The sequence below is a fragment of the Bosea sp. PAMC 26642 genome (assembly GCF_001562255.1).
Classification (GTDB): Bacteria; Pseudomonadota; Alphaproteobacteria; order Rhizobiales; family Beijerinckiaceae; genus Allobosea.
In genome coordinates, this window is record NZ_CP014301.1 from 2,207,513 (window position 1) to 2,234,154 (window position 26,642).

24 protein-coding genes and 1 other RNA gene are annotated in these 26,642 nt (G+C 66.0%); 13 read left to right on the forward strand and 12 right to left on the reverse strand.

Annotation, left to right across the window (positions count from 1 at the left end; all coding sequences use genetic code 11):
* Positions 1 to 104: 104 nt before the first annotated feature.
* Positions 105 to 570: RNase P RNA component class A (gene rnpB / locus AXW83_RS10445), an RNA gene on the reverse strand.
* 63 nt (positions 571 to 633) lie between these two features.
* A complete protein-coding gene (locus AXW83_RS10450; protein ID WP_082767056.1) occupies positions 634 to 1,272 on the reverse strand; it encodes a lytic transglycosylase domain-containing protein in 639 nt (212 codons plus the stop codon).
* 349 nt (positions 1,273 to 1,621) lie between these two features.
* Here AXW83_RS10450 and AXW83_RS10455 point away from each other — a divergent pair, with 349 nt between their 5' ends.
* The 8 genes from AXW83_RS10455 (at position 1,622) to AXW83_RS10490 (ending at position 9,673) form a co-directional block, all read left to right on the forward strand.
* On the forward strand, positions 1,622 to 2,365 hold the full coding sequence (locus tag AXW83_RS10455; protein WP_066613060.1) for a J domain-containing protein: 744 nt from the start codon (positions 1,622 to 1,624) through the stop codon (positions 2,363 to 2,365).
* Positions 2,362 to 3,150, forward strand: coding sequence for a peptidoglycan recognition protein family protein (locus tag AXW83_RS10460; protein ID WP_066613063.1), 789 nt, complete (start codon positions 2,362 to 2,364; stop codon positions 3,148 to 3,150). The genes AXW83_RS10455 and AXW83_RS10460 overlap by 4 nt, the downstream gene beginning before the upstream one ends.
* A gap of 138 nt (positions 3,151 to 3,288) precedes the next feature.
* Positions 3,289 to 3,666 (forward strand): nuclear transport factor 2 family protein, encoded by a 378-nt coding sequence (locus AXW83_RS26505; protein ID WP_082767057.1) that lies wholly within the window; start codon positions 3,289 to 3,291, stop codon positions 3,664 to 3,666.
* A 147-nt stretch (positions 3,667 to 3,813) separates the two neighbouring features.
* Positions 3,814 to 4,596 (forward strand): hypothetical protein, encoded by a 783-nt coding sequence (locus AXW83_RS10470; protein WP_066613068.1) that lies wholly within the window; start codon positions 3,814 to 3,816, stop codon positions 4,594 to 4,596.
* A 178-nt stretch (positions 4,597 to 4,774) separates the two neighbouring features.
* Entirely contained in the window at positions 4,775 to 6,442 is a 1,668-nt protein-coding gene (locus AXW83_RS10475; protein WP_066613071.1) for an efflux RND transporter periplasmic adaptor subunit, read from the forward strand.
* 169 nt (positions 6,443 to 6,611) lie between these two features.
* Positions 6,612 to 7,355, forward strand: coding sequence for an ABC transporter ATP-binding protein (locus AXW83_RS10480; RefSeq protein ID WP_066613074.1), 744 nt, complete (start codon positions 6,612 to 6,614; stop codon positions 7,353 to 7,355).
* Entirely contained in the window at positions 7,352 to 8,584 is a 1,233-nt protein-coding gene (locus AXW83_RS10485) for an ABC transporter permease (protein WP_066613079.1), read from the forward strand. Before AXW83_RS10480 ends, AXW83_RS10485 begins: the two co-directional genes overlap by 4 nt.
* Before the next feature lie 126 nt (positions 8,585 to 8,710).
* Positions 8,711 to 9,673 (forward strand): sensor domain-containing diguanylate cyclase, encoded by a 963-nt coding sequence (locus tag AXW83_RS10490; protein WP_082767058.1) that lies wholly within the window; start codon positions 8,711 to 8,713, stop codon positions 9,671 to 9,673.
* 79 nt (positions 9,674 to 9,752) lie between these two features.
* On the opposite strand, the gene AXW83_RS10495 is transcribed toward AXW83_RS10490, so the two are convergent.
* Positions 9,753 to 10,322, reverse strand: coding sequence for a flavodoxin family protein (locus tag AXW83_RS10495; RefSeq protein ID WP_066613082.1), 570 nt, complete (start codon positions 10,320 to 10,322; stop codon positions 9,753 to 9,755).
* A 303-nt stretch (positions 10,323 to 10,625) separates the two neighbouring features.
* On the opposite strand from AXW83_RS10495, the gene AXW83_RS10500 reads away from it, so the two are divergent.
* The 3 genes from AXW83_RS10500 to AXW83_RS10510 all read left to right on the forward strand — a co-directional run bounded on the left by AXW83_RS10500 (position 10,626) and on the right by AXW83_RS10510 (position 14,517).
* Positions 10,626 to 12,341: a Na/Pi cotransporter family protein gene (locus tag AXW83_RS10500; protein WP_066613085.1), complete on the forward strand. Its 1,716-nt coding sequence runs from the start codon at positions 10,626 to 10,628 to the stop codon at positions 12,339 to 12,341.
* Between the two features lie 104 nt (positions 12,342 to 12,445).
* On the forward strand, positions 12,446 to 13,372 hold the full coding sequence (locus AXW83_RS10505) for a phosphate ABC transporter substrate-binding protein (protein WP_066613087.1): 927 nt from the start codon (positions 12,446 to 12,448) through the stop codon (positions 13,370 to 13,372).
* Entirely contained in the window at positions 13,369 to 14,517 is a 1,149-nt protein-coding gene (locus tag AXW83_RS10510) for a transporter substrate-binding domain-containing protein (RefSeq protein WP_066613089.1), read from the forward strand. Before AXW83_RS10505 ends, AXW83_RS10510 begins: the two co-directional genes overlap by 4 nt.
* 37 nt (positions 14,518 to 14,554) lie before the next feature.
* Here AXW83_RS10510 and AXW83_RS10515 read toward each other — a convergent pair whose 3' ends face one another.
* The 6 genes from AXW83_RS10515 to AXW83_RS10540 all read right to left on the reverse strand — a co-directional run bounded on the left by AXW83_RS10515 (position 14,555) and on the right by AXW83_RS10540 (position 21,497).
* Positions 14,555 to 14,986, reverse strand: a complete 432-nt coding sequence (locus AXW83_RS10515) for a GNAT family N-acetyltransferase (RefSeq protein WP_066613092.1) — start codon at positions 14,984 to 14,986, stop codon at positions 14,555 to 14,557.
* 1 nt (position 14,987) lies between these two features.
* The gene (locus tag AXW83_RS10520) at positions 14,988 to 15,293 is read right to left on the reverse strand and encodes an alkylphosphonate utilization protein (RefSeq protein ID WP_066613095.1); all 306 of its coding nucleotides are present in this window, start codon (positions 15,291 to 15,293) and stop codon (positions 14,988 to 14,990) included.
* Positions 15,294 to 15,429: 136 nt separating this feature from the next.
* A complete protein-coding gene (gene metH, locus AXW83_RS10525) occupies positions 15,430 to 19,185 on the reverse strand; it encodes a methionine synthase (RefSeq protein ID WP_066613098.1) in 3,756 nt (1,251 codons plus the stop codon).
* Positions 19,186 to 19,202: 17 nt separating this feature from the next.
* Positions 19,203 to 19,412, reverse strand: coding sequence for a hypothetical protein (locus AXW83_RS10530; protein WP_156639929.1), 210 nt, complete (start codon positions 19,410 to 19,412; stop codon positions 19,203 to 19,205).
* A 160-nt stretch (positions 19,413 to 19,572) separates the two neighbouring features.
* Entirely contained in the window at positions 19,573 to 20,484 is a 912-nt protein-coding gene (metF, locus tag AXW83_RS10535) for a methylenetetrahydrofolate reductase [NAD(P)H] (protein WP_156639931.1), read from the reverse strand.
* Complete coding sequence (locus AXW83_RS10540; RefSeq protein ID WP_066613112.1) at positions 20,484 to 21,497, reverse strand: ArsR/SmtB family transcription factor; 1,014 nt, start codon at positions 21,495 to 21,497, stop codon at positions 20,484 to 20,486. Before AXW83_RS10540 ends, metF begins: the two co-directional genes overlap by 1 nt.
* Positions 21,498 to 21,797: 300 nt before the next feature.
* Between AXW83_RS10540 and AXW83_RS10545 the strand changes: the two genes are divergently transcribed.
* Positions 21,798 to 22,667, forward strand: a complete 870-nt coding sequence (locus tag AXW83_RS10545; protein ID WP_066613114.1) for a DMT family transporter — start codon at positions 21,798 to 21,800, stop codon at positions 22,665 to 22,667.
* A 15-nt stretch (positions 22,668 to 22,682) separates the two neighbouring features.
* On the opposite strand, the gene AXW83_RS10550 is transcribed toward AXW83_RS10545, so the two are convergent.
* The 3 genes from AXW83_RS10550 to AXW83_RS10560 form a co-directional block, all read right to left on the reverse strand.
* Positions 22,683 to 23,288 (reverse strand): MOSC domain-containing protein, encoded by a 606-nt coding sequence (locus AXW83_RS10550; RefSeq protein ID WP_066613120.1) that lies wholly within the window; start codon positions 23,286 to 23,288, stop codon positions 22,683 to 22,685.
* A gap of 49 nt (positions 23,289 to 23,337) precedes the next feature.
* Positions 23,338 to 23,541 (reverse strand): cold-shock protein, encoded by a 204-nt coding sequence (locus tag AXW83_RS10555; RefSeq protein ID WP_066613124.1) that lies wholly within the window; start codon positions 23,539 to 23,541, stop codon positions 23,338 to 23,340.
* A 133-nt stretch (positions 23,542 to 23,674) separates the two neighbouring features.
* Positions 23,675 to 25,876 (reverse strand): glycoside hydrolase family 3 N-terminal domain-containing protein, encoded by a 2,202-nt coding sequence (locus tag AXW83_RS10560; RefSeq protein ID WP_066613130.1) that lies wholly within the window; start codon positions 25,874 to 25,876, stop codon positions 23,675 to 23,677.
* 112 nt (positions 25,877 to 25,988) lie between these two features.
* Here AXW83_RS10560 and AXW83_RS10565 point away from each other — a divergent pair, with 112 nt between their 5' ends.
* Positions 25,989 to 26,615 (forward strand): YitT family protein, encoded by a 627-nt coding sequence (locus AXW83_RS10565; protein WP_066620300.1) that lies wholly within the window; start codon positions 25,989 to 25,991, stop codon positions 26,613 to 26,615.
* Positions 26,616 to 26,642: the final 27 nt, after the last annotated feature.

Here is a 26,642-nt window from a genome sequence, read left to right on the forward strand (position 1 = left end):
GCAAAGACGCGCTGATCCGGGATCCATTCCTGAACGGTTCAGGCATGGATCCCGGGTCTCCCTGCGGTCGCCCGGGATGACCCCATTGTTGTGCAAAAGATCAAGGTGCCAGCCGGCCTGTAAGCCGGGTTCTGGATGGCCGGAAGATTTCTCCCCCGACGTGACGGCCATTCCTCTGGGACGCGCATTGCTACGCGCCTCGAGCAACCAACCCGGACGACAAGGCCCAGAAACAGGCCCCTCCCCGCTTGCGCGAAAAGCATCGTCCCTATTCGGTTTTGCTCCCGGTGGGGCTTGCCATGCCGTCCCCGTTGCCGGGTCCGCGGTGCGCTCTTACCGCACCTTTTCACCCTTACCTGCCTTCGCAGCTTGCGCTGCTACGGCACGGCAAGCCCGAGGGCCTGTCGCGCCGAAGCCCCAAGGGGCGAAGGCGGGCGGTTCGATCTCTGTGGCGCTTTCCCTGGGGTTGCCCCCGCCGGACGTTATCCGGCACCGTGTTTCCGTGGAGCCCGGACTTTCCTCCCCCAAAAGAACCTGAGCTCTCGCGGGAGCGGCCGTCCGGCCGACTGGCGTTGCGGCTAGTGCGCGTTCCACCGCGCAACGTCAAGCGACGGGGAACCTTCGCCGACCTGCTCAGTTGTGAGCGGTAATGGTCCGGACTTTGGCGCAATAGGTCCGATTGGCCCCGCTCATGCGCATGGCCATATGGCCGCTCTGGTACTTCATGATGGTGCGGCAGGTGTCGCCGCCGGCCAGCTTGTAGGCTTGCGCGAGATATTTCATGCCGTAGCGGGCATTGGTCTCTGCGTCGAGCAAGCCGCCCGCCCCGCCCGAGTAGCCGACCCCGCGAGCCGTCTGGTGACGGATCTGCATGAGGCCGAAATTGCCAGCGCTGGATGCGCGCGGATTGTAGCGGCTCTCGACGCGCACGATCGCATCGGCAAGGCTGAAGGGGACGCCGTTGGCGGCCGCGTGACGCGCGACGAGCGCCTTAAGGCCGTCTGAGCCGGCCGGCGCTGCAAGCGCGCGAGCCGCACGAGTCGAGACCTTGCCGGCTTCGGCGACGGGAACAGTGGCACCCTTGGTCTTTTCCTCGGCCTTGGGCGATGTCTGACCCGCAGCTGCTGCGGCCCTTTCGCGAGCCAGTTCGCCTTCGCGGACGGCGAAGGAGCGAGCATCCGTCTCATCGTTGATCACTGTAGCCTGGGCCGGCTGGAGCCCAACGAGGCAAATCGCGAGCGATGCAGCGACGCAACTGGAGGTATATCTCATAATCAACTGGACCCTTCGTTCCCGAACATGGCTGAAGGGTCGAGGGATGTGACCAGTAAATATGTTCAGAATCTGACCGTGAGTACAGAAAAACGGTCGACTCCGGCCATCAACAGGAAACTATGCTGTACTAAACTAAAAAGTAATCATCATGTATTTGCACCGACTCGCGCCGCGCGGGTGCAATATCGAGCCGGCTCCAAAACATGGCCTCCCCAACTGCCACATTGCCGTCACAATGTCGCTTTTCCACCGTTACAGGCACAATCAATGCCCCGGCCCGGCCTGTCCGCCCCTTACCTGCGGCGCTATGCTGGCAGCCACGACCGTCCCGGGAGCTAACTCGATCATGGTTTCGTCTTTTTGGGGTGTGCTGAGCGGCGGAGGGCTGGGTCTTGCGCTCGGCGGCCCGCTCGGTGCGCTGATCGGCGCGCTCGCCGGCCATGTGCTGATCGACCGCGAAGGTGCGCCCTTCGGCCCGGCTCCGCGTGAACTCGTCTTCACCACCGGCCTCGTCGCGCTCTCGGCCAAGATGGCCCGCTCCGACGGCGTGGTGACCCGCGACGAGGTCGCCGCCTTCCAGCGCATCGTCATCGTGCCGCCGGAGGAGCGAGCCGGGATCGAGCGCCTGTTCGACCTCGCCAAGCAGACCAGCGCCGGCTTTGAGGCCTATGCGACGCAGATCGCCGAGGCTTTTCGCGAGGAGCCGGCGCTGCTGGAGGGCGTGCTCGACGGGTTGTTCTTGATCGCCGCCGCCGATGGCGCGATCCATCAGGACGAGCACGCCTATCTGCGCGACGTCGCTACCATCTTCGGCGTCTCCGAGCCCGATTTCGCCCGCATCGAGGCCCGCCACATGCGCCGGCCCGACGACCCCTATCTCGTGCTCGGCGTCTCACGCGAAACCGACGACGCGACCCTCAAGCGGCATTACCGCCAGCTGGTGATCGAAACCCATCCCGACCGCCAGATCGCGCGTGGCCTGCCGAAGGAGGCCATCGCCATCGCCACAAGGCGCCTCGCCGCGATCAACGCCGCCTGGGACGCTATCGAGCGCGAGCGCAGCCTCGCCGTCGCCGGCCAGAGCGCATGAGCGTCACGCTGGAACCCGACAGCCGCTTCGCCGCCAAGATCTTCCCCTCCCCCAACCACGGCGAGCGGACATCGTCAGATGGCAAGTCCGGACGGCAGCCCGACATGCTGATCCTGCACTACACCGGCATGGCCGATGCGGGAGCAGCGCTGCAATGGCTATGCAACCCGGCCTCTCAGGTCTCCTCGCATTATTTCGTCTTCGAGAATGGCCACACCCTGCAGCTCGTTCCCGAGGCGCGTCGCGCCTGGCACGCCGGCGCCTCACATTGGGCCGACGAGACCGACATCAATTCCTGCTCGGTCGGCATCGAAATCGCCAATCCCGGCCATCCCGGCGGCCTCCCCGACTTCCCGCCCGATCAGATTGCCGCGACGCTGAATCTCTGCCGCGACATCTGCGAGCGCTGGCAGATCCCGCCCGAACGCGTGCTGGCCCATTCCGACATCGCGCCCGGCCGCAAGATCGATCCCGGCGAGAAATTTCCCTGGCGGCACTTCGCGCAAGGCGGCGTCGGCCTCTGGAGCGGGCCGGCACCGATCCGCGGCGGCCGTTTCTTCGCCAAGGGCGACGGCGGCCAACCGGTCGAGGCGCTGCAGGCGATGTTCGCGATGCTGGGCTACGGCGTCGCGGTCGACGGCATCTTCGACGAGAAGCTGGAGGCCGTCGTCGCCGCCTTCCAGCGCCACTGGCGCCAGGACAAGGTCGACGGCGTCGCCGACGCCTCGACGATCACGACGCTGCGCGATCTGCTGGCGGCGACGCAAGGGGGGCGGACGGGGTGAGGCTCATCTGAGACGCCCGCCAAGTAAGTTTCCCCTGCGACCCATAGCCGACCCACTCTGCTATGGCTATCAACCCCACTGCGGCGGCAGGTCGCCTGTATTGCTGGCCCTCCAAGAACCAAGCTAAGGACCGTCCTCATGCCCATCAATGAAACTGATTACGATCACCTCCTGCGCGCAAATCTTGAGCGAGTTTTCAACGAGCGGAATGCTGGTCGGCGCGCCGCAGCTATCGACGAACTTTTTAGTGCCGATCCAGTCATGTACGAGCCCGACAATGTGGTTAGGGGGCAAGCAGCAATCTCGGCCGTGGCAGGGAAGCTCTTGGAACAGTTTGGCCCCAGCTTCCGATTCACTCCTGTCGGCCAAGGCGTCGGACATCACGGGCTCGGCGTGCTTCGTTGGGAGGCCGGTCCCGAGGGAGGACCCATTTCTGTCACCGGCGCAGATGCCGCGCAGATCGTAGATGGCAAGATCGCCGGCCTATGGGTATTGCTGAACCCACAAGGCATCTGACGAGCTCGAAATGTCTAGACGAAGGCGCCCTGATACTCGGCTCGCAAACAACCATGCTGCGGGTGCCCGGCCGAGCTTCCGCTAACGACATATTACAGTCATTCCCGTTAGGCCTAAAGTGCTGCTCGCCAAGCCGGGGGAATTGCAATGGCTGACGGTACGCATCCCTTTGACTTGACGCATCTGGCCCGGATCGAGCCCGAAGAGCGCCTTGTCGTTCTCGCTCGCACATTGCAGGCGGATGGCCCCGCGTCGGAAACGACGTTGAAGGACGCAGCGCTCAACCGGGCTCGATACGGCGAGACATGCCTCGGGCACGCGCTCTATCAGCATCGCTCGGTGTTTCAGAATGCGTCGGACGCGCCGCTCTGGAGCCATCTTGAGCTGAGTTACTTTCGCCATATCGTTCCGGCCGACGCCATTCACGACCTCGTCGTCAAGCAGCAGCCGGCTGACATCCAGTTGCTGCGAGCAGAGATCCTTTTGACCACCCCCGGGGCATTCGTGATGCCGCGAGCATGGACAGGCTCAGCCAACCGCCCCGAACGACAGGTGTCGCTGGAATATATCGACGTGAGGCCGAAGTTTTTGAACGAATACAGGACGATCATGCGGAGCTATATCGGCCCTGCCGCCGCGAGACTCGTCGCGGCCGACAAGGTCGGGACCTTCAGGACGATGGAGACGGCGGCGGTGATCTACCGCGACCCTGCGCTGACGATCGACTGGAACCAGATCCACCTCTGCGAGGTCGGAGCAGACGGTTTCGAGGGATTTGGCCAGGCATTCGATGCGGTGCTCCGCGAGATATCTCCCGATGGCGGCTTCGCCGGTGTTTTCGCCGGGCTCGACCGGATGCGCACGATCCCCAGATGGACGTTCAACGACCCGGTGGTGGTGGCAGATGCCGCGCTCGCGCAACTCGGGTAGTGCGACCGCTTCATCAGTGAAGGAATGCCCCAGGCTTCTGCTTCCGACCCTCAAGGCATCACGCGAACCTCTCCGCAACATTGCAGTAAGTTAACTCGCGGCGGGGTAGGGATTCTGGCATTCTGCGAGCGTTGGAGCCCTGCGTTGTAGGCGGGCCCGCAGGACCAGGGGACGAGCTTTGCGCAAGTGGCTGATCGGATCGGGCATCGCCCTGGCGGCCGTCGCCGCAGGCTACTGGACACTGCGTCCAAGCGGCGGCTCGGCCAATGACGCCGCCTACCGGCTGGCGGCAGTCGATCGCGGCCAGATCACGGCCGCCGTCAGGGCCAGCGGCACGCTCACCCCCGTCACCACCGTCCTCGTCGGCTCCCAGCTCTCGGGCCAGATCGTCGAGATCCTGGCCGACTACAATTCGCAGGTTAAAGCCGGCCAGGTCGTCGCTCGGCTGAACAGCGACCAGATCAAGACCCGGCGCGATGCGGCCGCCGCCGACGTCGCCCAGGCCAAAGCCGATTTGATGGTCAAGCGCGCCCAGCTCGACCGCGCGAAATCGACCCGCATCAGGGCCAATTCGACGGTCAAGGACCTCGAAGCCCAGCGCGACCGCACCGCAGCCCAGCTTGCCGATGCCAGGCGCACCTTCGAGCGCCAGAACGAACTCTTCAGCCGCAGCACCGGCTCGCAGCAGGCCCTGGACACCGCCCGCACCCAGGTCGAGGTCCAGATCGCCACGCTGGCCTCCAGCGAGGCCCAGATCGCCTCGGCAAAGGCCGAGCTCAACGGCCTCGATGCCGACATCCTGCTGGCCGAGGGCCAGGTCCAGTCGGGCGAGGCCCTGATCTTGCAGCGCGACGCCAAGCTGAAGGACATCCTGATCGATCTCGAACGCACCGACATCCGCTCGCCGGTCGATGGCGTCGTGGTCCTCCGGCAGGTCGATCTCGGCCAGACGGTCGCGGCCTCGCTCTCGACCCCTACCCTGTTCCAGATCGCGCAGGATCTGCGTGTCATCGACATCTACGCCAATATCGACGAGGCCGATGTCGGCCGGCTGAAGCCCGGCCAGCCCGCGACCTTCACCGTCAACGCCTATCCGAGCCGCACCTTCGAGGGCCGCGTCGAGATGGTGCGGCTCGGCGCCCAGACCATCCAGAACGTCGTCACCTATACCGGCGTGATCCGCGTCGAAAACCGCGACATGGCCCTGCTGCCGGGCATGACCGCCAATCTCCAGGTCGTCACCGAAGACCGCCGCGACGTGCTGCGCGTCGCCAACGCGGCCCTGCGCTTCCGGCCTGTCGGAGTGGCGGCAGGATCTGCTCCGGCCGCGGCTCCCGCCACCGCACCAGGCCCGCGGACCAGCGGCGGTCGCACTGGCGCCGCAGCCCTGCGCGAGCGGATCGAGACCGAATTGCAGCCGACGCCGGAGCAGAAGCAGGCCATCGCCGCCATCTTGCAGGAGCGGCGCACAGGCGGCCGCGAGGCCATGGCCGGACTGGCGGAAGAGGAGCGTCGCGCCGCCTTCCGCACCGCCCGCACCGAGATGATGACGAAGATCGCTGCCGCGCTCGACCCCGAGCGTAAAGCGAAGTTCGAGGCGCTTATGAACGAGGGCCGCCCGTCGGCCGCCACGCAACAGGGCGTGCCCGGCCGCGCCTACATCCTCGACGCCGACGGCCAGCCCAAGGCCGTTCCGGTCATGCTCGGTCCAACCGACGGCGCCTTCACCGAAATCGTCTCGGGCGAGCTCAAGGATGGCACGCAGGTCGTCATCGGCGGCGGGCCCCGCCCGGCCGCAACCCCGGCAGCCGGCCCGCCGCCCCGCGGCGGCCCGAGATTGTTCTGATGGCGCGCGCGACCGACCTCCCTCGTCATTCCGGAGCGGCCCGAAGGGCCGAACCCGGAACCCACGACAGGGTGAGCGCGATCGACCGGCTGCGGAGACTGCTGCGCCCGGTCGTGGGTTCCGGGTTCGCCGCTGCGCGACGCCCCGGAATGACAGAGGGATCGCTCCCATGCCCCTGATCGAAGCGCGCGAACTCTCTCGCGTCTACGACCTCGATTCCGGCCGCGTCACGGCGCTCGACCGCATCTCGCTGGACATCGATGCCGGCGAACTCGTCGCCGTGATGGGTCCTTCCGGCTCGGGCAAATCCACCTTCATGAACCTGATCGGCTGCCTCGACCGGCCGACCGGCGGGCATTACCGGCTCGACGATGTCGCCGTCGAGACGCTTTCGAGCGACGGTCTGGCCGAACTGCGCAACCGCAAGCTCGGATTCGTCTTTCAGCAGTTCAACCTGCTGCCGCGCGTCGATGCCTGCGCCAATGTCGAACTGCCGATGGTCTATGCCGGGACCGACCGCAAGATGCGTCGCGAACGTGCGCTTGCCGCGCTCGGCCGGGTCGGCCTGACCGAGCGCGCCCATCACCGCCCGATGCAGCTCTCGGGCGGTCAGCAGCAGCGCGTCGCCATCGCGCGTGCCCTCGTGAACCAGCCCCGCCTGCTGCTCGCCGATGAGCCGACCGGCGCGCTCGACAGCCGCACCGCGCTCGAGATCCTGGCCCTGTTCCAGGACCTCAACCGCGAGGGCGTCACCGTCGTGATCGTGACGCATGACGCCGAGGTCGCGCGCCATGCCCGCCGCGTCATCCGCTTCCGCGACGGCCACCTGCTCTCCGACGAGCGCCAGGATGCGGCCGACGCCCGTGCCGCGCTCGCACGGCTCGATGCCCCCCACCCGGCGGAGGCCGCATGAGCATCCTCGAAGCCATCCGTTCGGCTCTGTCGGCGATCGGCGCCAACGCGCTGCGCTCGGCCCTGACGATGCTCGGCATCATCATCGGCGTCGCCGCCGTCATCGCCATGGTCGCGATCGGCTCGGGCGCACGCGAGCGCGTCACCTCGCAGATCAAGTCGCTGGGCGCCAATCTCGCCATCATTCAGTCCGGCAATGTCACGCAGGGCGGCGTCAGGCTCGGCGCCGGCGCATCGTCGACCCTCACCGACGAGGACGCCTCCGCGATCCTCAAGGAGATCGACGACGTCGTCGCAGCCGCGCCCGTCCTCGTGACCCGCGCCCAGGCCGTCTATCAGGGCACAAACTGGTCGACCCAGATCACCGCGACCGATCTCGACTTCTTCGCCGCCCGCGAATGGGACATTGCGGAAGGTCGCCTGTTCGAGCCCGAGGAATTGCGCCGCGGCGAGATCGTCGCTGTCATCGGCCAGACCGTGGCGAAAAACCTGTTCGGCGAGCAGAACCCGCTTGAGCAGCAGTTCCGTATCCGCAATGTCCCCTTCAAGGTCATCGGCGTGATGGCGCCCAAGGGCCAGTCGGCGCTGGGACAGGATCAGGACGACGTGATCTTCGTGCCGCTGGATACCGGCCGCCGCCGCATCGTCGGCAGGAACTACGCACGCGATCGCTCGGTCCAGACCATCATGGTGAAATTCGCAAGCGAGGAGGCGATTGGTCCCGGCATCGCCTCGACCAGTTCGCTGCTGCGCCAGCGCCACCGCCTCGGAGACGAGCAGGACGATGATTTTATCGTCCGCAACCTGACCGAGATCGCCAACACTGCCACCGCCGCCGCCAACACGCTGTCCTGGCTCCTCGCAGCGGTCGCGGCGGTCTCGCTTCTGGTCGGCGGCATCGGTATCATGAATATCATGCTGGTCTCGGTGACGGAGCGCACCCGCGAAATCGGGCTCAGGCTCGCCGTCGGCGCCCGCCAGCGTGACGTGCTGGCCCAGTTCCTGATCGAGGCGACGACGCTGGCGACCATCGGCGGTGCCGTCGGCATCGCGCTCGGCATCGGCGCGGCGCTGACGATCGCACGCATAGCCGGCTGGCCGTCCGTGGTCTCAATCGAGACGATCCTGATCGCGGTCGGCGTATCGGGCCTGATCGGCGTCTTCTTCGGCTTTTACCCGGCCCGCCAGGCGGCACGCCTCGACCCGATCGAGGCGCTGAGGCGCGAATAGCCCGGCGGACTTCGACCGGCCGGACGCGGCAACAGCAATCCAAGATTAACCCTTCTCGCCTAGCGTCCCGCCGATACGGCGTGGACCGATTGCGGACCGCCGGGGTGGGCAGGAGACCTGGCGCCGGTGAGCAGCGAGATAGCATCCATCGCACACGCCAAACGACTTTACGACCAGGCAGCCGGTCTGGCGCGCATCGGCGCCTGGGAGTGCGACCTCGCCACCACGAATCTGACCTGGACGGACGGCGTCTACGACCTCTTCGGTTTCAAGCGCGGCACGACCCTGCACCGACCCTCGACCGTCGATCTCTATCATGACACCTCGCGCGCCCGGATGGAGCGTCTCCGCGCCACCATGATCGGCACCGGCCAGGGTTTTACGCTCGATGCCCGAATTCGAACGACATCCGGCATTGATCGCTGGATGCGATTGAGCGCCGACATCGCTCATGAACATGGTCGCCCGGTCCGGATCTTCGGCGCGAAGCAGGACATCACCCATGAGAAGGAGATGTGGGACGCGCTTGCCCGCATGGCCCATCGCGATCCGCTGACCGGCCTCGCCAACCGCCCGGGCTTCGATGCCGCCTTCCGCGACGCCGCCTTCGAGGACGATCGCACGACAGCACTCGTCGTGGTCGATCTCGACCGGTTCGCGACGATCAACGAGCGCTTCGGCCGCACCGCCGGCGATGAATGCCTGCGCCAGATTTCGGGCCGACTCGAACGCATTTTCGGTGATGCGATGCTGGTTGCGCGCATCGGTGAAGACGAGTTCGCGATATTGCTGCGCCTACCGTCCAGCCATTCGCAGCTTGCGCCGATCCTGAACGCAGCGCTGCAGCTTCTGTCCCGCCCGCTGAAGTGGAACAACCACTCGATCGAAGTTCCGCTCTCGATCGGCGCGACGATCCTGACTCCGACGCATCGCGACGACCCGACGAAACTCTTCGCCGAAGCCGACTCGGCCCTGCTCCTGGCGAAAACGGCAGGCCGCAGACGCGTCCGGATCTTCGACGGTGCGGTCGAAGACGCTCTTCCGCCCAGGAAACCGCAGACGCCGTTATCGGCCGGCCGCTTCAACTAAGTCCATCGCCTCGGACGCAATGAGGGCCGCGACGCTCTCGCATCGCGGCCCAATCGGGAGAGGCAGGCCGTGAGGCCGATCAGCCCTTCACGCTCTTGACCACCTCGGCAACGTTCTTGCCGAAGGCTTCGGCGGTCTTCAGATCGCCGGGGATCATCTCGTCGACGCCGGCATCCGACGGCGAGGTCACGAGCAGGCCAAGATAACCGCCGAGATTGTTGAGGTCGTCGCGGGTCGAGGCCTTGGCGTTGGACGGGTGCATGCCGGTGCCGGTCCACAGCATCTTGTGTTGGGCGGCGAACGTCGAGAGATAGGCCAGCGTCGAGAACTTGTCGCCGTTCAGCGTCGCCGAATTGGTGAAGCCCGCCGCGACCTTGCCCTTCCAGTCCATGGTGTACCAGGGCTTGCTGGAGGCATCGGCGAACTTTTTGAACTGCCAGGACACCATGCCCATATAGGTCGGAGAACCGAAGATGATGCTGTCGGCGGCCTTCAGCGTCTCCCACGCGGCATCCGGCAGATTGCCCTCTGCATCGATCGGGACGAGATCGACGTCGGCGCCGGTCGAGGCCGCGCCGGCCTGCACGGCCTCGGCGACTTTCTTGGTGTGGCCGTAGCCGGAATGGAAGACGATGGCGATCTTGGTCATGGTCGAACCTCAGTAAGGGGAAGCCGTTTCGCGACGCCAAGATGTTGTCAGCACATGACGACCGCAATGCCGAGCCCATTGCGGCCGTGCAGCATCGATTGGGCACCTGCGCAATGATCGACCTTTTGTCATAATGCTGCGCGCAGTCACACGACTGTCGCAACGGAACCGGTAGAAATTCCCCCGGACCACGTGCTGGACATCGAGAGCCATTCCCGACCCGGCCCCACCGGGAAAACGGACGGCTGCCCGGTCAAGGCTTAACCGGGCGCCCGCCGCGCCCGTTCGGCAGGGAAACGCGAGATGCAGATCGACATATTCACGCAGGTCATCGTGCCGGTGATCGGAGGCTTGGGCATCTTCATGCTCGGGCTAGAGTTCATGAGCAACGGCATTCAGAACCTCGCCGTCAACAAGATGCGCGCGCTGCTGGCCAAGATCGCCGGCACGCCGGTCAAGGGCGTGCTCGCTGGCACCTTCATCACCGGCATCATCCAGTCCTCGACCGCGATGACCGTCATGGTCGTCGGCCTCGTCAATGCCGGCGTCATCGGTTTGCGGCCCGCGATCAGCGTAATCATGGGCGCCAATATCGGCACCACGCTCGGCAACGGCCTGATCGCGCTGCCGCTCGGCCCGCTCGGCCTGTTTCTCGCGGGCATTTTCGCGCTGGTGCACATCTTCGCCAAATCCGAAAAGGTCAAGAACATCTCGCTCGCCTGCATGGGCTTCGCGCTGATCTTCTACGGCCTCAACCTGATGACCGGCGGCCTGCGTCCGTTGCGCGCCATGCCGGAAGTCATGGGCGTGATCTCGTCGCTCAAGGCCGACGGCTATCTTGGCCTGCTCTACTGTGTGCTGATCGCGGCCGGCATCACGGCGATGATCCACTCCTCCTCGGCCACGATCGGTATCGTCATGGGTCTCGGCGCCGCCGGCATCCTGGACTGGAAGACGGCCGTCGCCTTCTCGCTCGGCGCCGATCTGGGCACCACCATCACCTCCTGGATGGCCTCGCTCAACCTGACCAAGAACGCCAAACGAGCGGCATACTTCCATATCTCCTTCAACATCATCGGCGTCGCCATCACGATACCCTTGTTCTTCGTCTCGATGGACATCCTGACCTGGGCGATGCAGTGGTTCGGCGGCGATCCTGGTGTTCCCGTCATCGTCGGCGGCAAGGAAACCTTCCCGCTGATCCCGGTTGCGATCGGCCTGTACTCGACCTTCTTCAACATCTTCAACGCCGCCCTGCTCTTTCCCTTCCTTGGTGTCTTCGAGCGGATTCTGATGAAGGTCGGCGCGACCGCGACGAACGAGGAGGAAGACTACACCCAGCCGATGTATCTCACGGCTGCCGCCGCCAGCGACCCGGCCACGGCGGTTCCCGCCGTGCAGCGCGAAACCGGGCGCTATCTCGAAGCCGCCCGCAAGTTCCTCGACATCGCCAAGGGCACGCCCAACGCGCCTGACAAGATCGAGGAGCACTATGCCGCGATCGACATCCTCAACCGCGAGATCCGCTCCTACACCTCGGGCATGTTCAAGGCCGACATGCCCTATGCCCGGGCTGATCTCGTCGCGAGCCTGATCGAGGAAGAGGATCAGACCGCGAGCCTCGGCGAGACGCTCTACCAGATCGCCCGCCGGATCGAGCGCCAGCCCTTCGGCGAGATCGGCCGGGGCCTCGTCGACACGGTCGTCGACCAGGTCGCCGACGCCCTGCGCGCGATCATCCCGATCGACCAGGTCAACCCGCCGGTCACCGCCGACGCGGAACCACGCCTCAAGGGTCTGCTCGAACTGCGCGAGCGCTGCCTGCGCCTGGGCGCGGAGCTTCCCTGGGTCGAGCGTGGCGCGATCCTGGCCCTGCTCGGCAGCGCCGAGCGCGCCTTCTACCTGATCGAGCGGATCGACTCCGAGCGCAAATCGGTGTCGCGTTCGGTACCGGCTACGGCCGCCACCGGCGAACAGGCGCGCAATGCGGGCGGTTTCGGGGCTGCGGTCCCGGCCTGATCGAAGCAACGACAAGGCGGGCGGCTCATCATCGGGCCGCCCGTTCGCTTTTCGCCGTGCCCCAGGCGCGTCGCCCCGCTTCACCATAATCCGGACTTGCGCAGATGCCCGAACTTGCGCAGACGACGGCAAGCCAAGATGTCCGCCTCCTCAGGCGCACCGCTCTTCTGGCCCTGCCGCTGCTCGCCATCGCCGCGTTGGCGGCGGTCTATCTGCTGGACGACGGCGGCAATGCCGCCCCCGATTCCGGCTCGCTGCAGATCCTCGGTTCGGAAACGATGCGCCCCCTCGTCACGGCCTGCGCCGAGGCCTTCATGACGCGCAATCCGCAGGCGGACATCGTCGTGCGCGGCGGCGGCTCGGGCGATGGTGTCGCGGCCCTGCTGAACGGCATGGTCGATATCGGCATGATATCGCGCCCGCTGCTCGACAAGGAACGCGATTTCGCGGCGACGCGCAGTATCGATCTGGCGATGTCGGACCTCGCGATCGACGGCATCGCGGTCATCGTCAATGGCGGCAACCCATTGACGGCGCTGTCGATTGACCGGCTAAAGGCGATCTTCACCGGCGCTGTCGGCAATTGGCGCGATCTGGGCGGCGATGATCGTGCCATCCTCGTCTTCGCCCGCGCCGCCGGGTCGGGGACCGCCACGCTCTTCACCGACCACGTTCTCGACGGCGCCGCGGAAGTGCTCGGCGCCCGGAAGCTCGCCACCAACGAGGCGATCGTGGCCGAGGTGGCGGCGCGACCGGACGCGATCGGCTACACCAGCCTCGGCGCGGTGCGCAATGCCGGCAACCGGATCAAGCTCGTCGCACTCAGCATCGACGCTGGTTCGGCCGCCGTCATGCCAACCCCCACGACGCTGCGCGACAGCACCTACCCGCTCGGCCGCAAACTCTCCTTCGGCGTCGCCGGGACCGTCTCGTCAACCGCCCGCGCCTTCATCGATTCCTGTGCCGGCCAGACCGGGCAGGCGCTGATCCAGCGCGCCGGTTATGTCCCCCTCCAGGCAGCATCGCGATGAGCCTGCGCCAGCCATCTGCCACGGCCCCTGGATGGCCTGCCTGCCTGCTCGCCGTCGCTATCCTGTTCTGGCTGGGTTGCAGCAGCGCACATGCGCAGGCGCCAGCCAAGCCCGAGCCTTCGCTGCCGCAGGCCAAGCTCGTGGTCGGCACGATGCGAGCGCCGCCGTTCGTTCTGCGCGGCGATGACGGCGTCTGGAGCGGGCTCAGCATCGAGCTCTGGCAGCAGATCGCGACCGCGCTGAAAGTCGATTACGAGCTGCGTGAATTCGACTACGATCCCGACGGCCTGCTGAACGCGGTCGAGCGCAAGGAGATCGACATAGCCGTCGCGGCCCTGCCGGTAACGCCCGAAGGCGAGGAGCGCTTCGACTACTCCCATCCCTATTTCGCCGCCGGGCTGGGCATCGCCGTCAAGGTCGAACCGCAGCGCAGCATTTTCGCCTCGCTCGCCAGCATCGTCACCTGGCAATCGCTCGCCTCGGTCGCGGGCCTTCTGTGCCTGCTGGTGACGGTCGGTGCGCTGATCTGGCTGTTCGAGCGACGGCGCAACCCGGAGCATTTCGATCCGCGCCCGGCCCATGGCATCGCCGATGGCGTCTGGTGGGCGGCCGTGACGATGACCACCACGGGTTATGGCGACAAAACGCCGCTGACCTGGCGCGGCCGGAGCATCGGGCTGGTCTGGATGTTCGCCAGCATCTTCTGCATCGCCCTGTTCTCTGCGACGCTGGCCTCCTCCTTCGTCGTCGGCAAGCTCAGGACCGGCATCACCGGCCCCGCCGACCTGCCGCGCGCCCGGATCGCGGCGGTCTCGGGAACCATCGGCGAGCAATGGCTTGGCCTCCAGGGGATGACGGCGCGCAGCTATCCTTTCGTGATCCAGGCCAGCAAGGCCTTGCGCCGGGGCGAGGTCGAGGCGCTGGTCTTCGAGCGCCCGATCCTCGGCTACATGATCAAGGAATATGGCTGGAAGGATCTGGTCGTGCTGCCGCAGACGCTGGCCGTGCGCGATTATGCCTTCGCCTTTCCCCATGACAGCGCTGTCAAGGAGAAGATCAACCGCACCTTGCTGATGATCACCCAGGGCCGAGAATGGCGCGAGACGGTTCAGCGCTATGTCGGCGCGAGCGATGGCGGCGGGTAAACCCGTGTCCGCTAAGCCCACCATGTCCGCCGCGACGCTACAGATTCTTGACGAACACGACCTGCCCGTCGAGGCTGTGGCCCATGTCGCGCCAGCCATGGGCGCGATAGAAGCGCTCCGCCCGCGTGCCGGCGCCCGTGGTGAGCCAGGCCTGAGCGTGGCCGGCCATCTTCAGTCCAGCCAGCGCCGCATCGAGCAGCGCCCGGCCATGGCCGCGCCCCTCATGCGCAGGATCGATGAAAAGCGCCCAGACGAGCCCGGTCTGATGGTTGGCGCAGGCGAAGCCGACCACCACCCCGGCCTTCTCCGCGACCAGGAAAATCGCCTGCTCGCGATACCAGGCGACCTCTTCATCCGTCACTTTGGACGGATCGGAGAGCACGTTCTCGCTCACGCCCATCCGGATCGCGTGGATGCGGGGCTGATCGGCTGGGGTCGCCTTGCGAATGGGGACGGAGGCTACTGCCATCTCAGCGCTTGCGGACGAATTCCGTGCGCAGGACGAGCCCCTTGATCGCCTCATGCCGGCAGTCGATCTCTTCGGGATCGTCCGTCAGGCGGATCGACTTGATCACCGTGCCCTGCTTCAGCGTCTGTCCAGCGCCCTTGACCTTGAGATCCTTGATCAGGACCACCGAGTCGCCATCGGCGAGCACGCTCCCGGCCGCGTCCCTGACTTCGGCGCGCTGGGGCGCCGCCGCAGCGGTCATCTCCGAAGCCGGGCGCCACTCGCCCGTCACCTCGTCATAGACGTAGTCGTCGTTATCGCCGGCCATGTCCGCCCCGTGCAGCACGAAATGCCGGTCGAGCCCGGCCCGGATCGCCTATACGAGCCGGGCCGGGAATTCAACGCGAGCGGGCTGTAAAACAAGCGCCATCTCTTCAGACGGGTAGAACTCGGCGGCTTGCGCTCTATTCCGCCGCCTCCAGCCGATAGGCCGCAGGCTCATAGTTCAGGATCGGCGCCAGCCACCGCTCGACCTCGTGGATCGCCATGCCCTTGCGGGCCGCGTAATCCTCGACCTGATCGCGCTCGACCTTGGCGACGCCGAAATAATAGGCGTCCGGATGCGAGAGATAGATGCCCGACACCGAGGAGCCGGGCCACATCGCGAAGCTTTCGGTCAGCTTCACGCCGACGCGGCGCTCCGCCTGCAGCAGCTCGAACAGGGTCGCCTTCTCGGTGTGGTCGGGCTGGGCCGGGTAGCCCGGCGCCGGCCGGATGCCGCGATACTCCTCGCGGATCAGGTCCTCATTGGCGAGGTTCTCGTCGGTCGCATAGCCCCAGAACTCGGTGCGGACCTTCTGGTGCATGCGCTCGGCCATCGCCTCGGCGAAACGGTCGGCCAGCGCCTTGACCATGATCGAACGGTAATCGTCATTGTCGCGCGCGAACTTCTCCGAGATGCGCTCTTCCTCGGCGCCCGACGTGACTACGAAGGCGCCGACATAGTCGGGCCGCTCGATGCCTTCGGGCGCGACGAAGTCCGACAGGCACATGTTCGGCTTGCCGTCACGCTTGGAAAGCTGCTGGCGCAGGCCGTGGAAGGTCGCCAGTCGCTCTTGCCGGCTCTCGCCGGTATAGAGGCGGATGTCGTCGCCCACCGCATTGGCCGGCCAGAAGCCGATGACGGCCTTGGGATTGAACCAGCGCTCCTCGACGATGCGCTTGAGCATCGCCTGCGCATCGTCCCAGAGCGCGCGCGCCGCCTCGCCCTGCTTCTCGTCTTCGAGGATCGCCGGGAAGCGCCCCTTCATCTCCCAGGTCTGGAAGAACGGCGTCCAGTCGATCACCGGCACGAGATCGGCGATGTCGTAGGTCCGGAAGACGCGGGTGCCGAGAAAGCTCGGCTTGGGCGGCACATAGCTCGTCCAATCGGGCTTGAAGGCATTGGCGCGGGCCTTCACCAGCGGCAGGCGCTGCTTGTCGGCCTCGGAGCGCCGATGCGCGGCAGAGACCTTCGCGTACTCGGCCCGGATGCCCTCGACATAGGCCGGCTTCTGGTCCTGCGACAGCAGGCTGGAGACGACGCCGACAGCGCGCGAGGCATCGGTGACGTAGACCGTCTGCCCCTTCTCATAGGCCGGATGGATCTTCACGGCCGTATGCACGCGGCTGGTCGTCGCGCCGCCGATTAGCAGGGGTATGTCGAAGCCCTCGCGCTCCATCTCCGACGCCACCGTCACCATCTCGTCGAGCGAAGGCGTGATCAGCCCCGACAGCCCGATGATATCCACCTTCTCTTTGCGCGCGACATCAAGGATCTTCTGGGTCGGCACCATCACGCCGAGATCGATGACCTCGTAATTGTTGCACTGGAGCACGACGCCGACGATGTTTTTGCCGATGTCGTGGACATCGCCCTTCACCGTCGCCATCAGCACCTTGCCGGCGGCCGAGCGTTCGCCGCCGCCGTTCAGGCGCTTTTCCTCGTCCATGAACGGCATCAGATAGGCGACCGCCTGCTTCATCACGCGGGCCGACTTCACCACCTGCGGCAGGAACATCTTGCCGGCGCCAAACAGGTCGCCGACGACATTCATGCCGGCCATCAGCGGCCCTTCGATGACGTGCAGCGGCTTCTCGGCCTTGGCCCGCGCCTCTTCGGTATCGACGTCGATGAAGGCGGTGATGCCGTTGACCAGCGCATATTCCAGCCGTTTCTCGACCGGCTCCTCGCGCCAGGCCATGTCCTTGCCGGAGAACACGACGGAGCCGTCGCCCTTGAAGCGCGGCGCAGCGTCGAGCAGCCGCTCGGTCGAATCCTTGCGCCGGTTGAGGACGACGTCCTCGCAGAGCTCGCGCAGCTCAGGATCGAGCCCGTCATAGGAGCCGAGCTGGCCCGCATTGACGATGCCCATGTCCATGCCGACCTTGATGCAGTGGTAGAGAAACACCGAATGCATCGCCTCCCGGACCTTCTCGTTGCCGCGGAAGGAGAAGGACAGGTTCGAGACGCCGCCCGAGATATGGGCGTGCGGCAGGGTCTCGCGGATCGTCTTCGTCGCCTCGATGAAATCGTTGCCGTAATTGTCGTGCTCCTCAATGCCCGTCGCCACCGCGAAGATGTTCGGGTCGAAGATGATGTCCTCGGGCGGGAACCCGATCTCCTCCGTCAGCAGCTTGTAGGCGCGCGAGCAGATCTCGATCTTGCGCTGATAGGTATCCGCCTGGCCGGTCTCGTCGAAGGCCATCACGACGACGGCTGCGCCGTAGTTGCAGCAGATGCGTGCGTGTTCGAGGAAGGCGGCCTCGCCCTCCTTCATCGAGATCGAGTTGACGATCGGCTTGCCCTGGATCGTCTTCAGCCCGGCCTCGATGACATGGAATTTCGACGAGTCGACCATGATCGGCACCCGCGAAATGTCGGGCTCCGAGGCGATCAGGTTGCAGAACTCGGTCATCGCCGCCTGCGAGTCGAGCAGGCCCTCGTCCATGTTGATGTCGATGACCTGTGCGCCATTGGCGACCTGGTCGCGAGCGACATCGAGCGCGGCGGCGAAATCGCCCTCCTTGACCAGCTTGCGGAAGCGGGCCGAGCCGGTGACGTTGGTGCGCTCACCGACATTGACGAAGGGGATCGTCTCGTCGAGCGTGAAAGGCTCCAGGCCGGCCAGCCGCAGATAGCGCTTGATCTCGGGCACCTTGCGCGGCGCCTTGCCCGCGACCGCCTGAGCAATCGCCCTGATGTGCCCCGGCGTCGTGCCGCAGCAGCCGCCGACGACGTTGACCAGGCCCGCATCGGCGAATTCGGCCAGCATCGCAGCCGTCGCCTCGGGGCTTTCGTCATACAGGCCGAACTCGTTGGGCAGGCCGGCATTAGGATAGGCGCAGATCAGCGTGTCGGCGACGCGCGACAGGTCCTTGATATGGGCGCGCATCTCGCGCGCGCCGAGCGCACAGTTGAGCCCGACCGTCATCGGTGCGGAGTGCCGGATCGCGTTCCAGAACGCTTCAGTGGTCTGGCCCGAAAGGGTACGGCCCGACAGGTCGGTGATCGTGCCGGAGATCATCACCGGCAGGCGGATGCCCTTTTCGTGAAAGACATTCTCGATCGCGACGATCGCGGCCTTGGCGTTGAGCGTGTCGAAGATCGTCTCGACCAGGATGATCTCGGAGCCGCCATCGATCAGCCCCCTCACCTGCTCGGCATAGGATTCGCGCACCTGGTCGAAGGTCACGGCGCGGAAGCCGGGATTGTTGACGTCGGGCGAGATCGACAGCGTGCGATTGGTAGGCCCGACCGCACCGGCCACATAGCGCCGCCGGCCATCGGCCTTCTGCGCCAGCACGGCCGCTTCGCGCGCCAGCTTCGCCGAGGCCACGTTCAGCTCATAGGCCAGCGCCTCCATGCCGTAATCGGCCTGGGCTATCTGGGTCGAGGAGAAGGTGTTGGTCTCGACGATGTCGGCACCGGCCTGGAAATAAGCCAGGTGGATGTCGCGGATCGCCTCGGGCTGGGTCAGCACCAGAAGGTCGTTGTTGCCCTTGAGATCGTGGTTCCAGCCCTTGAAGCGCTCAGCCCTGAACTCGGCCTCGGAGAGCTTGAGGTTCTGGATCTGCGTGCCCATCGCGCCATCGAGTACGAGGATACGCTCGGACGCGGACTGCCGCAGAGCACGCTCGATCTCGGCGCCATCGACGGGTGTGGGTTGGAAGTCTGACATGTCGATGGCTTTCGATCTCAATGCTCGGTTTCGAGAGCTTTGACGCGGCTCTCCAGCGCTGCGACGCGCTTGGTCAGTCCATTGGCAAGGCTGCGAACCAGAATTGCCTCGCCTTGGATGAATTTCTCGACAGCCGGCGTGCGCCAGCTTGCGACCAATTCGGAAGACGCCGCGACAGGTTCGGCCCAGAGCCGCTCCCTGAACGCGAACAATTCGCTGAGGCTCATGTGCTCGATCTTCCCCATCGCCCTATGCTTCCCTCAGCCCTCATCCTGAGGAGCGCTCGTAGAGCGCGTCTCGAAGGATGCTCCAGGATGCTCCAGAAACATCTGGAGCATCCTTCGAGACGCCGCCTTCGGCGGCTCCTCAGGATGAGGGCTTGTAAAACTACTCTGCGGCCACGGCCCGCGCTGCGGCAGCTTCGGGTTTTACCCCGACGAGATGGCAGATGGCATAGACGAGATCGGCTTTATTCATCGTGTAGAAATGTAGGTCGCCCGCGCCACGATCGATCAGGTCTAGCGCCTGTTCGGCGCAGACGGCGGCGGCCACCAAGCGGCGCGTCGCCGCATCCTCCTCCAGCCCCTCGAAGCGGTCGGCGAGCCATTGCGGCACGCTCGCCCCGGTCTTGCGGGCGAAATTCGCAGTCTGCCTGAAGTTCTGTACCGGCACGATGCCGGGCAGGATCGGGATATCGATCCCCGCCGCCCGCACCTTGTCGAGATAGCGGAAATAGACGTCGTTATCGAAGAAGAACTGGGTGATCGCGCGGGTCGCCCCGGCATCGACCTTCTTCTTCAGCGCGTCGATGTCGGCATCCAGCGAAGCGGCCTCCGGATGCTTCTCCGGATAGGCGGACACCGTGACCTCGAAATCGCCGATGCGCTTCAAGCCGGCGACCAGATCCGAAGTCTGGTGATAGCCTTGCGGATGCGGCTCGTAGGTCGTGCCGAGCCCGCCGGCCGGATCGCCGCGCAGCGCCACGACATGACGTACGCCAGCGTCCCAATAAGCGCGGATGACCTCGTCGACCTCGTCGCGCGACGCCGAGACGCAGGTCAGATGCGCTGCCGGCTTCAGGGCCGTCTCCTCGACCATACGCTTGACGGTGGAATGGGTGCGCTCGCGCGTCGAGCCGCCGGCCCCATAGGTCACCGAGACAAAGCTCGGCCCCAAAGGCTCGAGCCGGCGCACGCTCTCCCACAACGACGTCTCCATCTCCGGGGTCTTCGGCGGGAAGAACTCGAAGGAGACTTTCGGCCGGCGGGTGCCGTGCCGACTGGGGCGAAACGCATTCATCAGGCCACCTCAAGATTGTTCTGGCGCAGCGGCAGGTCGCCCTGCACGCGCCGGTCGCGCCCGCGCCACAGCATGACGGGCAGTTGTCCGGACCCGCCGCCGGCGAGCGTCACCTCTTCGGCGAGGTCGCAGGCAAGCCCGGCTTCGGAAAACCAGCCTTCGATCTGCGCTCGCGAAAATCCGAGCCGGCGATGGGCATGCTCACTGCGCAGGAATTCCATCTCATGCGGCGCGAAATCGATCACGATCAGCCTCCCCCCGGGGCTGAGCATCGCGGCGGCTTCCCGCACCGCGCGGCCCGGATCGTCGAGGAAATGCAGCACCTGGTGAATGATGACGACGTCGAAGGCGCCGCGCGCGAAGGGCAGCGCATAGATGTCGCCTTGGCGCAACTCGACGCGCGACAGCCCCGCCTTTTCGAGATTGGCCCGCGCCACCGCGAGCATGGCGTGGTTGGCATCGACGCCGACGGCCCGCCCGAATTTGGGCGCGATCCGCTCCAGCATGCGCCCCGTGCCGGTGCCGAGATCGAGCACGCCGCCCGGCGTCCCCTCGCCGACGGCGGCCTCGACGGCAGCTTCGACGGCATGGTCGGGCACATGCAGCGTCCGCAGCCGGTCCCAGTCGCGCGCGACACTGGCGAAATAGCTCTGCGCCACCTCAGCCCGCGAAGCCCGCACCGCAGAGAGCCGCTCGCGGTCGGCGGTCAGGACGGGGTCCCGCCGGTCGAGCCACGCCGCCAGCGACGCCGCGAACGCGCCGCCCGCCCCGGTCTCGTCGAGGCGGAAGAAGGCCCACGCCCCCTCCCGCGACCGCCGCACCAGCCCGGCCTCCGCCATCAGCTTGAGATGGCGCGAGATGCGCGGCTGCGATTGCCCGAGAATGTCGGTCAGGTCGGAAACGGAAAGCTCGCCCTCTGCCAGCAACGCCAAGATGCGCAGACGCGTTTCTTCCCCCGCGGCCCGCAGACCGGCGAGCAGGACGCCCGACGAGAGCGTAGGAAGCTGGCGCAAGCGCGTGATCTCCGAGACTGTGCAAAACAGATATAAAGATATGTTTATGTCAAATTTGCCATGAACGCAAGCCTGGTGATCGACTGGTACCGACGGCTGCACCGACTGACGGCGTCATTGCTTCGGCACGGTTGACCGGAGCAAGCCAACGATCGGCGACGCGGAAGATGATGACCCCGCTCGTTGGGCTTCGACAGGCCCAACGCATCACTCCGCGAAGGCTTGGCTCGAACTGTATCGAAATGTTCTGGACAATCCGCGAACTCCATCAGATGCAACCGCACAAGCGGAGCACCGATTATGGACAAGACAGCCAGCGGCTGGATCAACGGATTCCTGGGCGTGCTGATCTTCAGCGGCTCGCTGCCGGCGACGCGGGTGGCGGTGGCCGCCTTCGATCCGGTCTTCCTGACGGTCGCGCGCGCCGCCATCGCCGGGCTCGTCGGGCTCGCGCTGCTGCTCGCTTTCCGCGAGAAGCGCCCGGCACGGGCCGATATCGCACCACTTGCGACCGTCGCGCTCTGCGTCGTCATCGGGTTTCCGCTGTTGACCGCACTGGCGCTGCAGCATGTCACCTCGGCGCATTCCATCGTCTTCATCGGACTGCTGCCGCTGGCGACGGCGCTGTTCGGCGTGCTGCGCGGCGGCGAGCGGCCAAGGCCCGCCTTCTGGCTGTTCTCATGCCTCGGCAGCGCGCTGGTCGCGGGATTCGCCCTGAGCAAGGACTTCGGCCCGTCGCTGTCGGGCGATCTGCTGATGCTCGCCGCCATCATCGTCTGCGGTCTCGGCTACGCGGAAGGCGCCGCCCTGTCGCGCCGGCTCGGCGGCTGGCAGGTCATCTCCTGGGCGCTGGTGCTGGCGCTGCCGGTCATGCTGGTACTGGCGCTTTTCGCCATGCCGTCGAGCCTTGCCGGCGTCGGCGGGCCGGCATGGCTCGGGCTAGGCTATGTTTCGCTGTTCAGCATGTTGATCGGCTTCGTCTTCTGGTATCGCGGCCTCGCCCAGGGCGGGATCGCGGCCGTCGGGCAACTGCAATTGCTGCAGCCCTTCTTCGGGCTGGCCCTTGCAGCCGCGCTGCTGCACGAAGCGGTCAGCTGGCAGATGGTCGCGGTCTCGGCGGCTGTGGCGCTCTGCGTCGCCGGAGCCAAGCGCTTCGCGGCACCCCGCTGAGGCCGATCGCAGACCTCAACTTTTCGGCACTGTCGGCGGAATGACAATGACCGCGTCACCCGACATCACCTCACCCGCGCGGTCAACCGACAGCACCAGTCCACGCAGGCTGGCCGCAGCCTTGACGAAGGCGAATTCGAGATCCGGCTGGCCCACGGCGGCGGCAAGCGCCCGCCCCGCCTGCCGGCATGGCTTGTTGTAGCCCTCGACACGCAGCACGGCCCCGCCATCGAAACGCCCCTTGCCGCCCCAGGCGCCGCCGATCGCAAGCCGGCTGCCCGGAGCGATCCGCGAAAAGGCAGGCAGACCCTCGATCAGCAGATTGCCGCCGAGCCACTCGGTCCTGAGTTCGACGATACCCAGCCGCCCCGCGACCTCGGTGAGCTCGGCCGGGCAGAGCGCCGAAAGCTGTCTGTCGTTGCGCAGGGTCGTGCCGCGCGGCAGCCACGGCTCGCGAGGGCCGGAGGCCCGCGTCGCACCTGAATGCAGGTCGCCGACGATGCCGGCCAGGTCGAGTTGCAGCGACAGAACGGCGGTCGTTACGAAGTCATGCGGCTTGGGGACTACCCCGGTCGCCGTAAAAATCCCGGCAACGACGCCGGGCACAGAAGGATACGTCATCGCGGCTGAATGGGCGCGATCGCCGGAACCGTCAATGAGGCCGGAAGGATCAGAGCAGCTGCAGCGAACCCGCGGCCGTCTTGCCTCGTTCGGTCTTGAGATCGAACGAGACGTTCTGTCCTTCGGTCAGCGTCATCAATCCCGCTTCCTTTACGGCAGTGATGTGCACGAACACGTCCTTGCCGCCATCCGCTGGTTGAATGAAACCAAAGCCCTTCTCGGTATTGAACCACTTTACGGTTCCGGTCGCCATAGCCGCATCCTTTGGAGCCAACGCGTCTTGCCGACCGATGGATTAAAGCGTCCGAAGGCCGAACGGCTCAAGAATTGACCGAAACCTCACTCTTGTCGAGACCAAAGGGAAGGCATGTCGCAGACCCGGACGGTCAAGACTTGGTCAGAAGCACGTCAGTCTTCGTCGCAGCGGTCGAGGAGCCGCCGAGATAGATCTCGACCGCGCCGGGCTCCACCAGATAGCGCCCGGCATCGTCATGGACGCCGAGCCGCGACGCCTCGATCCGGAACCGCACCGTCCGCATCTGCCCTGCCGGGATCATGACCTTGTCGAACGCCTTCAGCTCCCGCATCGGGCGCGAGCGGCTGGCGACCGGCTGGCGGATATAGAGCTGCACGACCTCCTGCCCGTCCCTGGTGCCGGTGTTGCTGACGTCGACGGAGACCTCGATCGTGCCGTTCAGCGGCACCGTTCCCTGCGCGACACGCGCATTTGCGTAGGAAAAGCCCGAATAGGATTGGCCAAAGCCGAACGGGTAGAGCGCCTCGTTGGCCTCGTCGATATAGATCGATTCATAACGCTGGCGGATCTTCTGCGGCCGGCCGGTCGGCAGCTGATTGTAATAAACCGGGATCTGTCCGACCGAGCGGGGAAAGCTCATCGGCGTGCGCCCGGACGGGTTGACCTTGCCCGAAAGCACGTCGGCGACGGCGGTGCGCCCCTCGGTGCCGCCATGGAAGGTCTGGACGATCGCCGCGACATGCGCATCCGCCCAGGTCAGCACCAGCGGCCGGCCGGTCGCCAGCACCAGCACCACCGGCTTGCCCGTAGCGACCAGGCCCTCCAGCAGCTCCTGCTGCACGCCCGGCAGGCCAAGATGAGTGCGCGAGGCACCCTCGCCCATGAATTCGCAATCCTCGCCCAGCATGGCGACGATCAGATCGCTGGCGGCTGCCGTCCTTAGCGCCGCGTCCTTGTCGGCGAACTCCGTGCCGCAGGCCTTGGTGAAGGCCGGCTCGTAGGCGACCACGACATCGCCCGGCAGCCGCTCCTTCAGTGCCTCGGGCAGCGCCTGGATGACGCGGCGGCCGAGGCCTGCAGGGTCCGTCCAGACCCGCTCGTCTTCCGGGCGCGCCATCGCGCCGATCACCGCGACGGATTTCACCGTCGGCGCGATCGGCAACGTGCCATCGGCGTTCTTGAGCAGGATGACGCTTTCCTGTGCAGCCCGCAGCGCGACCTCGCGTGCCTCCGCCGTCTGCATCAGGGCAGGCGCCGCAGCGGGGTCGACATCGGCGCGCTCGAACAGGCCGAGATGGAATTTCACCCGCAGTACCCGGCGCACCGCCTCGTCGAGCGCCTTCACCGGCACGCGCCCGGCCTTCACCTCGTTGCCGAGATGCTTGAGATAGACATCGCCCATCATATCCATGTCGATGCCGGCGAGCAGCGCCTTGCGCGCCGCCTCGGCATCGTCCTTGGCGATGCCGTGCAGTCTCAGCTCCGTGATCGAGCCGAAATCCGAGGTGACGAAGCCGCGGAAGCCCCATTTGCCACGCAGAAGATCGGTCAACATCCCGCGATGGGCGGTCGCCGGCAGCCCGTTCAGCGCATTGAACGCCGCCATCACCGTCATCGCCCCGGCCTCGAACGCGGCCTTGAATGGTGGCAGGTGCAAATCGTGCAGCTGGCTCGTCGGGATCCAGGTCGAATTGTAGTCGCGACCGCCCTCGCCTGCGCCATAGCCGACGAAGTGCTTCACTGTGGCCGCGACCCCGCCGCGCTGATAGCCATGGACGCGCGCCGCCGCCACGACCGAGGCGAAATACGGGTCCTCACCCGCGCCCTCCAACCCTCGACCCCAGCGCGGATCGCGCGACATGTCGACCATCGGCGCGAAGGTCCAGTTGATGCCGGCCGCAGACGCTTCCCGGCCGGTCCAGTAGGCCGCCTGCTCGATCAGTGCCGGATTCCAGGTCGAGGCCTGGCCGAGCGGCAGCGGGAAATAGGTCGAGAAGCCGTGGACCGCGTCGAGCCCGATGATCAGCGGGATCTTCAGCCGCGTTTCGCGCACCGCCTTCTGCACCGCGAGGACTTCGCTGGGCACGACGAAGTTCATCACTGCGCCCATGCGGCCGGCCTTGATCTGCCCGATGTCGAAACCGTCGCCGCGCCCCGACAGATGCAGCTGGCCGACCTTCTCCTCCAGCGTCATCTTGCCGATCAGCGCATCGATCCGCCGCTCGATCGCCGCGGCTTCACGGCCGGTCTTCCAGGCGACGGCATCATCGGCAAGGGCCGCGAGCGGCAAAGCGAGGCAGGCAAGCAAGGCAGCGACGAGCCGCAACATCATGGAACAGGTTCTCGCAAGGCTGGCGGAGACGACGAACCGGCCCTACAGGATCGCCCGGCATGGCTCAACCGTTGCATCATGTCGCACCGGGCCGGAAGATCGGGATGTCTTGATGACGGATGCCACCACTGCGATGGAAACAGGCGAGCGCCATCGCTTCTACGAAGATGTCTTCGCCATGTTGCTCGGCACCCTTTTGGTGAGCATCGGCATCGTTCTCTACACCAAGGCGACGCTGGTCACGAGCGGGGCGGCTGGCCTCGCGCTGCTGTTTCAGGCGGCCACGGGCATCAATTTCGGCATCCTGTTCTTCGCCATCAACCTGCCCTTCTACTGGCTGGCGATCCGCCGCATGGGCTGGCGCTTCGCGGCCCGTACCTTCATCGCGGTCGGGCTCGTCTCCACCTTCACCTGGGCGACGCCGGGGTGGCTCAGGATCGAGACGGTCGATCCGATCTATGCCGCGCTCGCCGGCGGCAGTTTGATGGGGCTGGGGCTGCTTGCGCTGTTTCGCCACCGCACCGGGCTCGGCGGCGTCAACATCCTGGCGCTCTACCTGCAAGAGAAGCACGGCATCCGCGCCGGCTGGTTTCAGCTCGGCGTCGACATTCTGATCCTGTGCGGGGCGCTCTTCCTGCTGCCGCCCGACAAGGTGCTGGTCTCGCTGCTGGGCGCCGCCGTGCTGAACCTCATCCTCGCGATCAACCATAAGCCGGGGCGGTATATGGGGGTGTCGTAGAGGCTGGTTGCCTCGGGCAGAATTCCA